General features: G+C 70.5%; 13 protein-coding genes. 8 read left to right on the top strand and 5 right to left on the bottom strand.

Annotation, left to right across the window (positions count from 1 at the left end; translation table 11 throughout):
• Positions 1 to 235: 235 nt before the first annotated feature.
• The 3 genes from AABA78_RS35885 to AABA78_RS35875 are packed head-to-tail and all read left to right on the top strand — an operon-like array spanning position 236 to position 1516.
• Positions 236 to 598: a hypothetical protein gene (locus tag AABA78_RS35885; RefSeq protein ID WP_338269987.1), complete on the top strand. Its 363-nt coding sequence runs from the start codon at positions 236 to 238 to the stop codon at positions 596 to 598.
• A gap of 13 nt (positions 599 to 611) precedes the next feature.
• Positions 612 to 1142, top strand: a complete 531-nt coding sequence (locus tag AABA78_RS35880; RefSeq protein WP_338269986.1) for an RNA polymerase sigma factor — start codon at positions 612 to 614, stop codon at positions 1140 to 1142.
• Positions 1139 to 1516 carry an anti-sigma factor family protein gene (locus tag AABA78_RS35875; RefSeq protein ID WP_338269985.1) on the top strand — a complete coding sequence of 126 codons (378 nt, stop codon included), beginning with the start codon at positions 1139 to 1141 and terminating at the stop codon, positions 1514 to 1516. Before AABA78_RS35880 ends, AABA78_RS35875 begins: the two co-directional genes overlap by 4 nt.
• A 9-nt stretch (positions 1517 to 1525) precedes the next feature.
• Here AABA78_RS35875 and AABA78_RS35870 read toward each other — a convergent pair whose 3' ends face one another.
• Positions 1526 to 1693: a hypothetical protein gene (locus tag AABA78_RS35870; protein ID WP_338269983.1), complete on the bottom strand. Its 168-nt coding sequence runs from the start codon at positions 1691 to 1693 to the stop codon at positions 1526 to 1528.
• Positions 1694 to 2068: 375 nt separating this feature from the next.
• Here AABA78_RS35870 and AABA78_RS35865 point away from each other — a divergent pair, with 375 nt between their 5' ends.
• Positions 2069 to 3655: an invertase recombinase-like protein gene (locus AABA78_RS35865; RefSeq protein WP_338269981.1), complete on the top strand. Its 1587-nt coding sequence runs from the start codon at positions 2069 to 2071 to the stop codon at positions 3653 to 3655.
• A gap of 51 nt (positions 3656 to 3706) precedes the next feature.
• On the opposite strand, the gene AABA78_RS35860 is transcribed toward AABA78_RS35865, so the two are convergent.
• Positions 3707 to 4570 carry a caspase family protein gene (locus AABA78_RS35860; RefSeq protein WP_338269980.1) on the bottom strand — a complete coding sequence of 288 codons (864 nt, stop codon included), beginning with the start codon at positions 4568 to 4570 and terminating at the stop codon, positions 3707 to 3709.
• Between the two features lie 186 nt (positions 4571 to 4756).
• On the opposite strand from AABA78_RS35860, the gene AABA78_RS35855 reads away from it, so the two are divergent.
• Complete coding sequence (locus AABA78_RS35855) at positions 4757 to 7039, top strand: hypothetical protein (protein WP_338269979.1); 2283 nt, start codon at positions 4757 to 4759, stop codon at positions 7037 to 7039.
• 28 nt (positions 7040 to 7067) lie between these two features.
• Here AABA78_RS35855 and AABA78_RS35850 read toward each other — a convergent pair whose 3' ends face one another.
• Positions 7068 to 7790 (bottom strand): hypothetical protein, encoded by a 723-nt coding sequence (locus AABA78_RS35850; RefSeq protein ID WP_338269978.1) that lies wholly within the window; start codon positions 7788 to 7790, stop codon positions 7068 to 7070.
• Between the two features lie 88 nt (positions 7791 to 7878).
• On the opposite strand from AABA78_RS35850, the gene AABA78_RS35845 reads away from it, so the two are divergent.
• Positions 7879 to 8406 (top strand): ureidoglycolate lyase, encoded by a 528-nt coding sequence (locus AABA78_RS35845; RefSeq protein ID WP_338269976.1) that lies wholly within the window; start codon positions 7879 to 7881, stop codon positions 8404 to 8406.
• 8 nt (positions 8407 to 8414) lie between these two features.
• Here AABA78_RS35845 and AABA78_RS35840 read toward each other — a convergent pair whose 3' ends face one another.
• The gene (locus tag AABA78_RS35840) at positions 8415 to 9791 is read right to left on the bottom strand and encodes a HEAT repeat domain-containing protein (protein ID WP_338269974.1); all 1377 of its coding nucleotides are present in this window, start codon (positions 9789 to 9791) and stop codon (positions 8415 to 8417) included.
• Between the two features lie 68 nt (positions 9792 to 9859).
• On the opposite strand from AABA78_RS35840, the gene AABA78_RS35835 reads away from it, so the two are divergent.
• Entirely contained in the window at positions 9860 to 10669 is an 810-nt protein-coding gene (locus tag AABA78_RS35835; RefSeq protein WP_338269973.1) for a class I SAM-dependent methyltransferase, read from the top strand.
• A gap of 4 nt (positions 10670 to 10673) precedes the next feature.
• On the opposite strand, the gene AABA78_RS35830 is transcribed toward AABA78_RS35835, so the two are convergent.
• Positions 10674 to 11588, bottom strand: a complete 915-nt coding sequence (locus AABA78_RS35830) for a DMT family transporter (protein ID WP_338269971.1) — start codon at positions 11586 to 11588, stop codon at positions 10674 to 10676.
• Positions 11589 to 11709: 121 nt separating this feature from the next.
• Between AABA78_RS35830 and AABA78_RS35825 the strand changes: the two genes are divergently transcribed.
• Positions 11710 to 12657 (top strand): LysR substrate-binding domain-containing protein, encoded by a 948-nt coding sequence (locus AABA78_RS35825; RefSeq protein ID WP_338269970.1) that lies wholly within the window; start codon positions 11710 to 11712, stop codon positions 12655 to 12657.
• Positions 12658 to 12700 lie beyond the last annotated feature (43 nt).

The following is a 12700-nucleotide window of genomic DNA, read 5'->3' as shown; positions in this document are numbered from 1 at the left end:
GCGGCGCGCCCTCCAGGAACTAGGCGGCCAGGACCGAACGGGCTGTTAAGCAGCGGTTGATGATGGCCCGGCGCTCTGCCGTCAGTGGCCATCGCCTGCGCCTCTTCATCGCGGCAGCCAGGGGGCTGCCTGGCAGGACGGGCTCTTTTTTCCCTCCCGCGAACCTTTTCCGCCGACCGGTTCCTTCGCTCCCGTCAGCATCCAATGGCGAGCGACGCTCGCGGGAGAGGGAAGCATGTTCGAGTTCTTCGTGGCGGGGGGCGTTGCCATGTACCCGACGCTGCTGTTCGGGTTCCTGCTGGTGGCCTGCAGCATCCTCTTCCTGTTCCGGCCCGAACCGCGCTACCTCTCATCGCTCGTCGGCATGGGCGCCACCACGGGCGCCGCGGGCATGCTGGGCTTCTGTCTGGGGCTGATGAACTCCCTGCGCTACCTGCACCTCGTCCCTCCCGCGGAGCAATTCCAGATCGCCGCCCTCGGCTGCGAGGAATCACTCCATCCCCTGGTGCTGGCCCTCGTGCTCCTCGTCATCGCCGGCACGTTCGTGTCCATCGGGGCCGTCCGCGCGATGGGGCTGTTCCGCGCGCCCGCTTCGTAGCGCCCAGGCTCCCATGCTCTCGGATGAGGCACTGTACGAAGCCCTGCTCGGCGGAGACCTGAAGGCCTTCGATGCGCTCTACGCGCGCTATGAACGGCACCTCTTCGGGTTCATCCGCAAGCACCTGGGGGATGCCCACGAGGCGGAGGACGTCCTGCATGAGACCTTCCTCGCGATCCTCCGCGACCGGGCCGGAGCCCGTGCCGCCCGAAGCTTCCGGGCGTGGCTCTTCCAGGTCGCGCGCCACCTCTGCCTCAACCGCCATCGGTCCGCCCACCGGGCGACGCGGGCCTTGAAGAAGGAAGCCGACTCACCGGAGGAGCCAGGCCCCGGACCCGAGCATGCCCTCGAGCACCAGCAGGCCCGGGATGCGCTGCTCAAGGCCGTGGGCAGGCTCCCCCTGGAGCTCGGCGAGCTCTATGCCCTGCGCACCCAGGGCATGTCCTACGTGGAGATGGCCGACGTCCTGGGCCTTCCGCTGGGCACGGTGAAGTCCCGGATGCACCAACTGGTGAAACAGCTGCGCGAGGAGATGCACCCATGAGCTGCGACACGGTGTCGCCCGAGCTGGTCGCCTACCACTTCGGCACCCTGGACCCCGAAGCCCGAAAGGCCGTCGAGGACCACCTGCCCGACTGCGCGACGTGCCTGCGGGAGTTCATCGCGCTCAAGCGCGACCTGGAGACGAGCGAGGAAGGCCCCCTGCCCTCTCCGCGGGCCCGGGAGCGCCTGCGGCTCGCCGTGGCGCGGGAGCTGCGCCCCCAGGCCGCCGCCCGCACCTGGAACCGGTGGGAGCGGCCGCTCGCGCTTGGAGGTGCGCTGGCCGCGCTCGTCGCCGCTACGCTCGTGATCCACCAGGCTTCGGTCCGGGTGGCGGTGGCCCCCCGGGCCCTTTCCCTCGTGGATCGTGGTCCTTGAGCACACCCCCTACCGGGGTGCGCCCTGTGCGACCCAATCGATGATGGCCTGCTTCTGCGCGGCCGACAGGGGGCTGCCCTTGGGCATGGCGCCCCCGGAGCACGCGGGGCTGCTGTTGGTCGCGAGGATCTTGTCGATGAGGAAGCTCTGTCCACGCAGCGGGCCACAGGCCTGCACGCGCAGCCGCTGGTGGCGCAGGTCGCCGTGAAGATGGGCTGCACGTCCGACGCCAGCGTGGACACCTCGCTGGCCACGCCGAACGTCGCGGGCGCGGACGTCTCCCGGCCCGGTGCCGGGTTGACGACCGTGACGGTGGCGGCATTGCCGGTGGGCGCGGAGGCCACACCAGGGCCGGGGGCTGAGCCCGGAGGCAGGCACAGGAGGGAAAGACCCCGGAACAGTGTGGTAGTAAAGATCCAGTCCTGAAACCGGAGGCTCGCGTTGACGTTGTTTCGAGTGTGTCTGACTTCCCTGCTGGTGTGTGTGGTCGCGTGCGGTGATTCAAATCCAGCGGAGACGCCGGATGCCGGGCAGTCCCGGCCCGATGCGAGCGTGGAGACGCCTGATTCGGGCGGCTCCGTACCGGACGCAGGCACCGAGGAGCCTGACGCGGGCCCCGAGGTTCCTGACTCCGGCACCGAGACGCCCGACTCCGGCACCGAGACTCCTGACTCCGGCACCGAGACGCCCGACTCCGGCACCGAGACTCCTGACTCCGGCACCGAGACGCCCGACGCCGGCTCCGAGACGCCCGACTCCGGCACGGAGACTCCGGATGCGGGCTCCGGGACGCCGGACGCAGGCCAGCCCACCGAAGTGAACGTCATCGACAACGGGGGCTTCGAGGTGTGGCCCGGTGCGCTTCCGGCGCTGTGGTCCGGCAGCACGTCGAACATCGAGGTGGTGCAGAAGGTCACGACGCAGGCATTCGAGGGCGTGAACGCGGTCCGGTTGGTCAACTCCTCTTCCACGCACCGGCGCTTCAGCACCGTGGCGAAGTCGATGCCCGCGGGCCGCTACTCCTGCAGCTACCAGGCTCGGGGGACCGGCGACGTGCGCAACGCCTTCTTCGGCACGGACTACTCCAGCTACTCGTCGTACACCTCCGTCAACCCCCAGGCGTGGACCCGGGTGGCGTACACCTTCAACCTCGCCAACGCCGTCTACGAGACGTTCGAGCTCATCTTCAGCGTCCGGAACACCAGCGGCGAGCATGTGCTCATCGACGACGTCCGCTGTGTCCGGGCCCCCGAGCCTTGTGATCAGGTCAGCTGCGAGGTCTGGGCGCGTTGCGACAATGCCACCGCGACCTGCCAGCCGCTCTCCGGCCGCTGCGATGACGCCATGGACTGCAACGCGTGGCAGGCCTGCGATGAGACCCATACGTGCGTGACCGCGGAGGGCCGCTGCGTGCGCCACGCGGACTGCGCGGGGACTCCGGAGACGCCTGTCTGCGACACCTCCAGGCACCTCTGCGTCGAGGGCGACCCTTGCGCTGGCGTGACGTGCAGCAACCCCGCGACGAGCTGCAATCCCACGACGGGCGTGTGCGAGCTGGCCGAAGGGGCCTGCTTCACGACCTACGACTGCCTTGGCGCGCTGCCCGCCTGCGACCCGGCCACCCGGCGCTGCGTCGCGGCCGACCACGCCGCGAACATCATCCGCAATGGTGGCTTCGAGAGCTGGAGCACCCGCCCCATCCCCTACTACGGAAACAACTTCGTCCCGGACTTCTGGTACGGCCTCGACAACGGCATCACGGACCCGGGCACGGAGATCAAGCCCTCGCGGCTCATGCGCTACACGAGCTCGGTGCACGGCGGCTCGGCGGCGCTGCAGTTCGTGGTCCCCATCCAGGTCGCGGAGCGCTTCTCGCTGGAGAAGTTCAACGTGCCGACTGGCAACTACTCCTGTTCGTACCGGGTGCGGGGCCACGGCACCATCCGCCACCGCCTCTATTCGAGCGCCGGCTGGAGCCCGCAGACGGACTTCATCGCCGTCGACAGCGATGAGTGGCAGCCGGTGTTCTTCCGCTTCACCGGCAACGTGCGTGACTGGCGCCTGCTCTTCTACCCGAGCCGCAGCGTCGCCGACCGCGATCACCTCCAGGTCGACGACGTCGTCTGCACGAAGGACTAGCTGCTGCTGACGTGAAGGGAGCGATGCCGCGTGGAGCGGCGTCGCTCCCGCTCAGCTGACGTGGAACGGGATCTGCCGCTCGAACTCGCGGCTCGGCACTCCGATGATGGAGTACGCGGGGGACTGGATGGGCGGCATGGTGCGCAGGATGCGGCGGTGGAACGTCGGGTAGGTGCCCTTGAACTTCCCTCCGTTCCACACGCGCAGCAGGTTGGCCGTGAAGAGGCCGTTGTAGACGCCGTCGCTGGAGAGCTGGTTGTCCTGGCAGCCGGAGATGAGCAGCACCGTGGCCTTGAGCGTCTGCCTCGGGTCGTCCTTGGGCAGCCCCTTCAGGATGGCGTCGTACATCGCCTTGTTCTGGCGATAGGTGCGCTGCTCGATGCCCTGCGGCATCTCCTTGAAGTGCCGCTCCGTGGCCTCCGTGCTCCGCATCGAGTCCGCCAGCAGCTGCAGGCTGCCGCTGGAGCGCAGGGCCGCATAGGCCACGCTGCTCACCGAGCCGCTGTGGCAGCTGTCGGAGAGCATGAAGACCCGCACGCCGGCCTTGAGCTTCGACATCGCCTGGTAGATTTCGTCGTCGACGAGCTCCCCGTCGTACAGACACCACGTCTCGTCCAGGCCGTCGTCCTCATCCCCGTTCATGTCAGGGAGCTGGCCGCCGTGCCCCGAGTAGGTGAACAACAACAGGTCTCCGGCCTGGAGGACCGAAGCCGCCTCTCCCAGCTCCGCGAGCACGCTCGCGCGCGTGGCGTCCTTCGTGAGGAAGGGGCGGATGCGGCTGAACTCCTGCGCCTTCGCGATGCTGATCATGTCCTCGGCGTCCGCTTCACACGCCTTCAGCTGACCATCCCAGCCCGCGTAATGATTCGGATCCACCGCGTTCAAACCGATGTTGATGGAGTACCCCTGCGCCATGACGGTCTCTGCCTCCTTCACCCACGGTGGAGATGGGCGCTCGGGATGGCAGGAAGGAGGCGGGTCGCGCCGCGTTCCTCCGGCCCTTCCTCGACCGGGAACCCGGGGCTCGCTCCCTCCGCTCCCCTGTGACACGACCGCCGCGGGATGCCGGGCGCACGGACAGTGCGTTAGGCTGCGGCTCGCATGGTCAAGATCTCCGGCTCCCCTGGTCCGACGCCGACGTCCGTCCCGAGCGTGGACACGCCTGTCCCACCGGCCCCCTCCGCCGCGACCGTGGCGCCCTCGCGCCGCTCCAGCGCCGCGTCGTCCATGGCCGCGCCAGTCGCCGCGGGCGCGAAGGCCCCGGCGCAGCGGAAGATGGAGCAGCAGCTCTCCGCGCTCCCGGAGGGCCCCACGCGACAGGCCTTGATGAAGGCGCTCTCCAGCGGCCTGACTCCGACCGACGCGGGCGCGATCGCCACCGCCCTGGGCGGACTCAGCCCCGCGCAGCAGAAGGACCTGTCGACCCTCCTGGCGAAGGCCGGGCTCAGCACCAAGGCCTCTCCCCGGTCCGACGCGGACGCGGAGCGCACCTTCCTCCTCAAGGCCGTCGCGGGCGGCGCCTCGGGCGCGACGCTCAAGCGGCTGGCGGAGCAGATTCGCGGGCGGCCCCCCTCCCACCAGGGCTTCTCCTTCAACCCGATGTCCGCCGCCGCGGGGACCCAGAAGCGCGCTGCGCCCACCAGCGCCGCGGATGCCGCCGCGGCGAAGCTGAAGACGGCGATGGATGACATCTGGGGCACCGACGAGGCCGCGGTCTTCGAGGCCCTGGAGGGCTTGGACCCCTCCCAGCTCAAGGAGGTGGCGAAGAAGTACGAGAAGCTGACGGGCACGTCGCTGGAGGACGCGCTCAACCTGGAGCTGGAGGGCGCGGACCTGAAGCGCGCGCTCACGGCGCTCGGGCGCCAGGGGCCGGCCGCCCCCACCGCGCCGGTGCAGGCGACCACCAAGGCCGCCGCGACCACGACGGCCTCCGCGGCCTCCGCCAGCGACGTCCAGAAGAACCTCGACGCCATCCAGGTGAAGTCCAAGGACGAGGGCACCATCCAGCGCGGGAACGCCGTCGAGCTCAACGACCTCATCCCCCGCAACGTCGCGACCTGGAAGCCCCCGAAGGCGAAGCTCTACGCCCCGCTCAAGAAGGCGGTGGAGGCGCACAACAAGGCGCAGGCGGCCGTCGACGCGGCCACCACCGAGCCGGCGAAGAAGGCCGCCCAGGAGAAGCTCAAGGCCGCGGACGCAGCCGTCCAGGCCGAGGGCGAGAAGGTCAAGGCGTGGATGAAGGACCACATCGACACGAACCAGGGCCTCCGCGACGCCAAGGCGGCGGTGAAGGTCTCCGAGCGCGCGCTCTCCAAGCTGGAGAAGCAGCAGAAGAAGGCGAAGGTGCCCAAGGACCCTGTCGAGGCGGAGAAGTTCCGTCAGGCGCAGAAGACCGCGCTCGACGCGGCGAAGGCGAAGGTCACCGACGCGCAGGCCCGGGCGAAGACGGTGAAGGACGGCCTGCTCGCACGGGTCGACGCTTACGCGCCCATGGTCGCCGTGAAGCAGACCCGTTCGGAGGTCACGGTGAACGGGACCACCGTGACCATGCGGGATGGCCGGGAGACCGCGTACACGAACTCGTGGAGCGCGGTGGATGGCGGCGCCGTGTCGGGTGACTCCGCCACCCAGGTCACGTCCCAGTTGGAGAAGAGCGGCATCAGCGAGGACCGGCAGAAGATCCTCGCGTCCATCTCCGGCCTGGAGGGCACCTTCAGCAAGGTGAACACCTGGGACATCGGGCGCGTCTCGTGGGGCTTCACCCAGTGGACGCTCGGCAAGGACGGCAACGGCACGCTGGCCGGTTTCATGCGCGACCTGAAGAAGACCGACCCCGCGCAGTACGAGAAGAGCTTCGGCAAGTTCGGCCTCGACGTCGACGCCAAGGGCGTGGTGCTCACCCGCCCGGACGGCACGGTGCTCAAGGGCGTGGCGGCGGCCGAGGCCATCCGCACCGACGTGAAGCTGGCCGCCGTCTTCATGGCCGCCGGCGCCGACCCGGCCATGCAGCAGGCGCAGATCAAATACGCCGACGAGGGGAAGATCTCCGGCACCCGCAACACGTCGGTGTCCGTGACGGGCAAGGACGCCGAGGGCAAACCCAAGGCGGCGAAGCTGAAGCTCAAGGACGTCGTCACCAGCGAGTATGGCAACGCCATCATGACCGACCTCGCGGTCAACGCCGGGTCGGGCGCGAGGGTCGCCGCCGCCGCGCTGGAGAAGTACGTGAAGGAGAAGGGCGTGGACCCCGCCAAGGTGAAGGAGTGGGGCCCGGACGCGGAGAAGGCCGTCATCGCCGCGCTGGAGAACGCCTCGCGCTCGGAGCGGCTGACGCACCACCGGAAGGAGGGGTTCAGCAAGGAGCCCAACTCCTTCGCGGACTGAGGGCAGACGGCCCCCTCCCCACGTCCGCTCAGTCGTCCGAGGTGACCGCTTCGCCCCAGGGGCCGTCCTTCAACCGCAGGTGACGGCGCAGGGTGTCCGCGAGCCAGGCGGCGTCGCCTTCGTTCTCGAAACCCGTCACCAGCGTGAGCGTGCGTCCGTCCCGCGTCCTCGCGCGCAGGGCGAAGCGACGCAGGACGTAAAGCCCCTTGCCGCCCTTGCGCGTGAAGGCGTGCACCGCGAGGGAGTCCAGGGTGCGCACATCCACGACCGACGCGCTGGACACGGGCAGCGGCTTCGACGTGATGCGCAGCGTGTCTCCCTTCACCTCCACCCAGGTGAGGTTGAGGGCTAGGGCGATGGCCGGGTAGAGGCCCATGAGCACGACGCCGCCCACACAGCTCCACTCCAGGACCCCGAAGCCGGCGACCTGGTCGGGGAACCGGACGGCGTAGAGCACCGCCGCGAGGAGGATGCCCAGCACCGCGTACATCGCGTCGAAGGACGGCGCGGTCCACCCGATGCGCAGCGCCCCGTCCTCGCGCTCCACGAGGAAGTTGGGAGGCGCCACGGAGACCGAGCCCCGGGCCACGACCGGCTTGGCTTCCGTCGAGCCGACCGGGCCGCCCACGCGGCGGAAGCTGCCGTTGTCGCGCACGTGGTACGTCACGTCGCAGCCCCGGCAGGTGAGAAGGACATGGCCGGGCGCCAGGCCCGGAAGTGGCGTGCCACACTGCTCGCACCTGGCCTGCATCGCGGCCTCCCGGACGCGAAGCCTAGCCGGGAACGCGGCCCGGCGCCGCCTGACGTCCCGGGGCACGCGCCCCTATAGTCTTCCTCCCATGAAGGACGCTCCCGCCCCGCTCCGCTCCATCGTCGCCCTGCCCCTGACGCCGGAGGGCTTCGCGCCCTTCGGGGACGTCGTGTCCGCCGGACTCAAGAGCGGCGCTTCGGCGAACCAGGGCACCGCGGTGCGGTTCGACTGGTCGGCGCGGCTGGAGAATGGCCGGGAGGGCGCGAAGCCCAACCTCGCGGTGTTCCGCTCCGTGCCGCAGCCGCTGCCCTTCACCGTGAAGCTGCTGGAACACCATCCCCAGTCGAGCCAGGCGTTCCTGCCCATGCGCTGCTCGCGCTTCCTGGTGTGCGTCGCGCCCACCGCGCCTTCGGGCGGGCCGGACCTGGACGGGCTCGTCGCGTTCGTCTGCGGCCCCGGCCAGGGCGTGAACTACCACCGGGGCGTGTGGCACCACCCCATCGTCGCGCTCGACGCGCCGGCCGAGTTCGCGATGCTGGCGTGGGAGGACGGGAGCGCGGAGGACTGCGTCGTGCGGCAGTTCTCCACGCCCGTCTCCGTCGTCGTCGCGGACTGACGGGTCCCCTACCCCGCCGTCTTCGGCTGACGCGCGAGCCACGCGCGCCACTCGTCGGCCGTCTCGTACTTCTCACCGGAGAGCTGCTTCAGCACCAGCATCGCGGGCTCGTGGTTGATGGGCAGCTGGAGCGCGGACATGGCGACCAGCGTCTCTCCCAGCTGGCGGATGAGCCCGGCCCGCTGGGCCTTCAGCGCCTCCGGCGACAGGTCCGCCAGCAGGTAGCTGAGCAGGAAGGTCGCCTTGTTGCGGTCGCTCGAGTGCGGCAGCGACACCGCGTCCGCCACCATGGCGACGTCCAGCAGGGGCTGCGTCGCGGCCTCCTGCGTGGCCGTCAGCACGCGCAGCACGTTGTTGCGCACGCCGGAGTCCGGGTCGCGGATGAAGGGCACCAGGCGCTGGACCGTCTCCTGCTCCGTGGGCGCGTAGGCCAGCAGGAGCGCGGCGGCGCTCCGCTTATTCGGATCCGCGTCCTCGCGCAGGACGGCGGTCAGCGCGTCCAAGTGCTGGGGCACCTTCGCGAGGAACTCCGGCTCGAAGGCCACGAGGTCCGGATGGCCGAACCCTCCAATGCAGTGCGTGACCTTGCAGGTGGAGTTTTCATCGAGCTTGCCCTGCACCTGGAGCTGCTGCAGGCGCTGATTGTACTCGTTCCACCGGGCGACCAGTCCCTCCGGATCCGCGAGGTGGCCCTTGGGCTCGGGCAGGAAGCGCACCCGGGCCGCGTCCTCGGCGTCCACCATGTCCATCACCACGAAGGCGGTGCCCTTGCGCTCGTCGGCGAAGTACACGGACATGCTCACGTGGGCGTAGAGGAGGCCGTACTGCTCACGGAGCGCCGCCTCCTTCTGCTTGAAGACCGCGGAGCTGGGCACGATGGGCTTGCCCATCTCCAGCCCCAGCACGCGCCGGGCCGTCTCCCGATCCACCTTCCGCGAACCGAACGCATCCAGCCCCGTGAGCGTGAACGTGGGGAACGGAGCCTCGGGCGCCTTCGCCAGGTTGGCGCGGGCCGCCGCGACGATGCCGCTCCACGCGGGCAGTGGGTGCAGCGCCGCCAGCTCCGGGTTGTATTCGAGATGATCCGCGTCGTAGTAGCCGCCCTGGACCGCGCGCTTCAGCACGTCCACGGCCGCGTCCGCGTGGCCCGCGAGCGAGGCACACCCCGCGGCGCGATAGAAGGACTCCGCGCGGTCCGTCCCTTCCACGTCCGCCTCGCCGGAGGCACGGAAGCGCTCCGCGCACCGCTCGAAGTCCAGCGAGGCATAGGCCTGCTCCGCCTCCGCCGAGAGCTGCTGGGCAGTCGGAGCGCTACCCGCCGGCTTCTGGGAATGCGCGCAGCCCGCCCCCAGGGCCATCACGCTCAATGCCATCACGAATCGCATCGTGACCCACCTTTCGAGAAAGCGCGTATCTCATGCAAGCTGCGCGCGGGTTTCAAGGAGCCCTCCCCATGGCCAATGCCATTTCAAAGACCGCCTATTACACCCTGGCCTGCCGGGCGGAGGACGCACGCCAGCCCCGGCCGCTGTGTGGTGACACCTTCGCCTCCCGCTTCATGGATGACGAGGCGCGGCAGGTCTGGGCCCGCTTCCAGTCCTTCCACAAGGCCAACACCAGCAACGCCGCGCGGCATCAGATCATCGACGCGCGGGTGCAGGAGGAGCTGGACCGCGCTCCCGATGCGCGGGTGGTGGTGCTGGGCGCGGGCTTCGACACGCGGGCCTACCGGCTTCGCGGGGGCCGGTGGCTGGAGGTGGACGAGCCCGCCATCATCACGCTCAAGGACGCGAAGCTCCCGGTGACGGAGGCGAAGAACCCGCTCGAGCGCCTGTCCATCGACTTCGGGGCGGAGTCGCTCGCGAGCAAGCTCGCGCCCTACCAGGACTCGCGGCGCACGCACGTCATCATCGAGGGCGTGCTCATGTACCTGTCGAACGCGCAGCGCCGGGACATGCTCGCGGTGCTCGCGCAGGTGTTCCCCCGCCACGCCGTGTATTGCGACCTGATGCGCGCCACCTTCCAGCGCCAGTACAGCCGCGACCTGCACGCGGTGCTCGCCAGCATGGGCGCGTCCTTCCAGGACATGACGGACACGCCGGAGGCCCCCTTCCTGGAGGCGGGCTACACGGCCGCGGGATTCACCTCCGTCCCGCTGCGCTCGCTGGAGCTGGCCGGCAAGCGCGGCCCGGCGTTCATCGTCCGCCGGTTCATGCCCCAGGTCCGCGACGGCTACCGCATCTGGAAGTTCGAGCGGAGCTGACGCCTCACTTCGTCTTCGGCGCCGCGGGCGGCTGCCCCAGCGCCACGCTGCCCAGGATGAGCGTGCCCGCCACCAGCATGGTGGGCGTCAGCGGCTCGCCCAGCAGCAGCCAGGCCCAGGCCACCGCGAACAGCGGCACCAGATAGGTGACGACGACAGCGCGCGCCGCCCCGATGCGCTGGATGAGGCGGTAGAACACCGCGTACCCCAGGCCGGTGCAGAGGATGCCCAGCGCCGTCGCCGCCAGCCAGGGCCGCGGGCCGATGGGCTCCGTGGGCCACGTGGCCACCGCGAAGGGCAGCAGCAGCACCGCGCCGCAGGCCAGCGTGGCGGCGGCGACCGCGGCGGCCGGCAGTCCGGTGAGGTGGCGGCGCACCAGGTTCGCGCCGATGCCATAGAGGAACGCGCCCGTGGTCCCCGCCGCCGCGGCCCAGGCGACGCTCGAGCCCGCGGCCTTGCCGCTGGCCAGCACCACCACCCCGGAGAAGCCCACGAGCAGCGCCACCGCGCGCCGGCCCCCGATGCGCTCGCCGTAGAAGACGAACGCCACCAGGGCCGTGAAGAGCACCGCCATGCTGTTGGTGATGGCGCCGACGCCCGCGGGGGCCTGCCGCGCGGCCCAGGCGAAGAGCGAGAAGGGCACCGCCGCGTTGATGACGCCCACCAGCGCCAGCCGGGGCCACAGCGCGGGGCGGAAGGCCGAGCGTGCGCGCCAGAGGAAGGGCATCAGCACCGCCGAGCCCAGCACCAGGCGCAGCGCCACCAGGGGAATGGGACCGAAGGCCGGCGCCGCGATGCGCAGGAACAGGAAGGACGCGCCCCAGATGGCGGCCAGCCCGCCCAACTCCAGGGGCGTGAGCCACGCCCGGTTGAAGGTAGGAGTCACGGCCTGGGGATGGGTGGGAACGGAAGCGCTCATGGCGGCCCCCTCGTGCGAGGAAGGAATCTGACTTCTGTCTGGTCCCTTCTTCACGCCGGACCCCTCGCTTCACAAGCGCATCGTTTCCGTGTCAGACATGAGCCAGATTTGAGGCTCGGCCATGACCCTGCGCACCGACCTGCTCCCCGCCCTGGCGGCCTTCGAGTCCGCCGCCCGCCACCAGAACTTCGCCCGCGCGGCGGAGGAGCTGCACCTGACCGCCAGCGCGGTCAGCCACCACGTCCGCAAGCTGGAGGACCGGCTGGGGGTCGTGCTCTTCCAGCGGCATGCCCGGGGCGTGGCGCTGACGGCCGAGGGGCGCCAGCTCGCGGACGCCGCCAGCTCCGCGCTGTCGGACATGGACAACGTGCTCGGGAGTCTCAAGCACTCGCGGGACGAGGACTCCGTGGTGCGAGTGACCACCGTGCACTCGCTGACGTACGCGTGGCTGCTGCCGCGCATGTCAGGCTTCACGGCCCTGCACCCGCGCGTCCGGATCCACGTGGACACGGAGATGGCGCTCACCCGCTTCGACGAGGGCGGGCCGGACCTGGGCATCCGCTACGGCCAGCCCCCGTGGCCGGGCCTGAGCGCGCAGCCCCTGATGGACGACGCCCTGTTCCCCGTGGCCTCGCCGCGGCTCGCGGGCATCGAGCACGTGCGCGAGGCGGCGGACGTGGCGAAGCTCCCGCTCATCGGGGACCTCAGCCGCCAGGGCTGGCAGGACTGGTTCCGCTCGGCGGACGTTCGCGGGGTGCGCGTCGAGGAGCGCTACAGCTTCAGCGACACCACCGGCGCGCTGATGGCGGCGGTGCAGGGCCTGGGCGCGGCGCTGGCGCGCGAGAAGATCGTCACGCCCTACTTCGCGGACGGCCGGCTCATCCGGCTGGCCGGGCCCATCGTGCCCACCCGCGCCAGCTACTTCGTGGTCCATCCCTCGCACCGGCGGCTGCGCCCGGCCGCGCGCCTCTTCTGCGACTGGCTCCTGGCCCAGCGCGACCGCCCGGACCCGCCGGTTCCGGCCGCGACCCAAGGCGTCGCACCTCCGCGCAGGAAGGCCCCTCAATGACAGTCATCAGCCCGGGGTGACGCCCCCTCGCCGGGCGCCGCCC

The organism is Corallococcus caeni, assembly GCF_036245865.1.
GTDB classification, from domain to species: domain Bacteria; phylum Myxococcota; class Myxococcia; order Myxococcales; family Myxococcaceae; genus Corallococcus; species Corallococcus caeni.
Note: the sequence above shows the minus strand (reverse complement) of the source record. Positions and strands in the feature narration are given on the sequence as shown.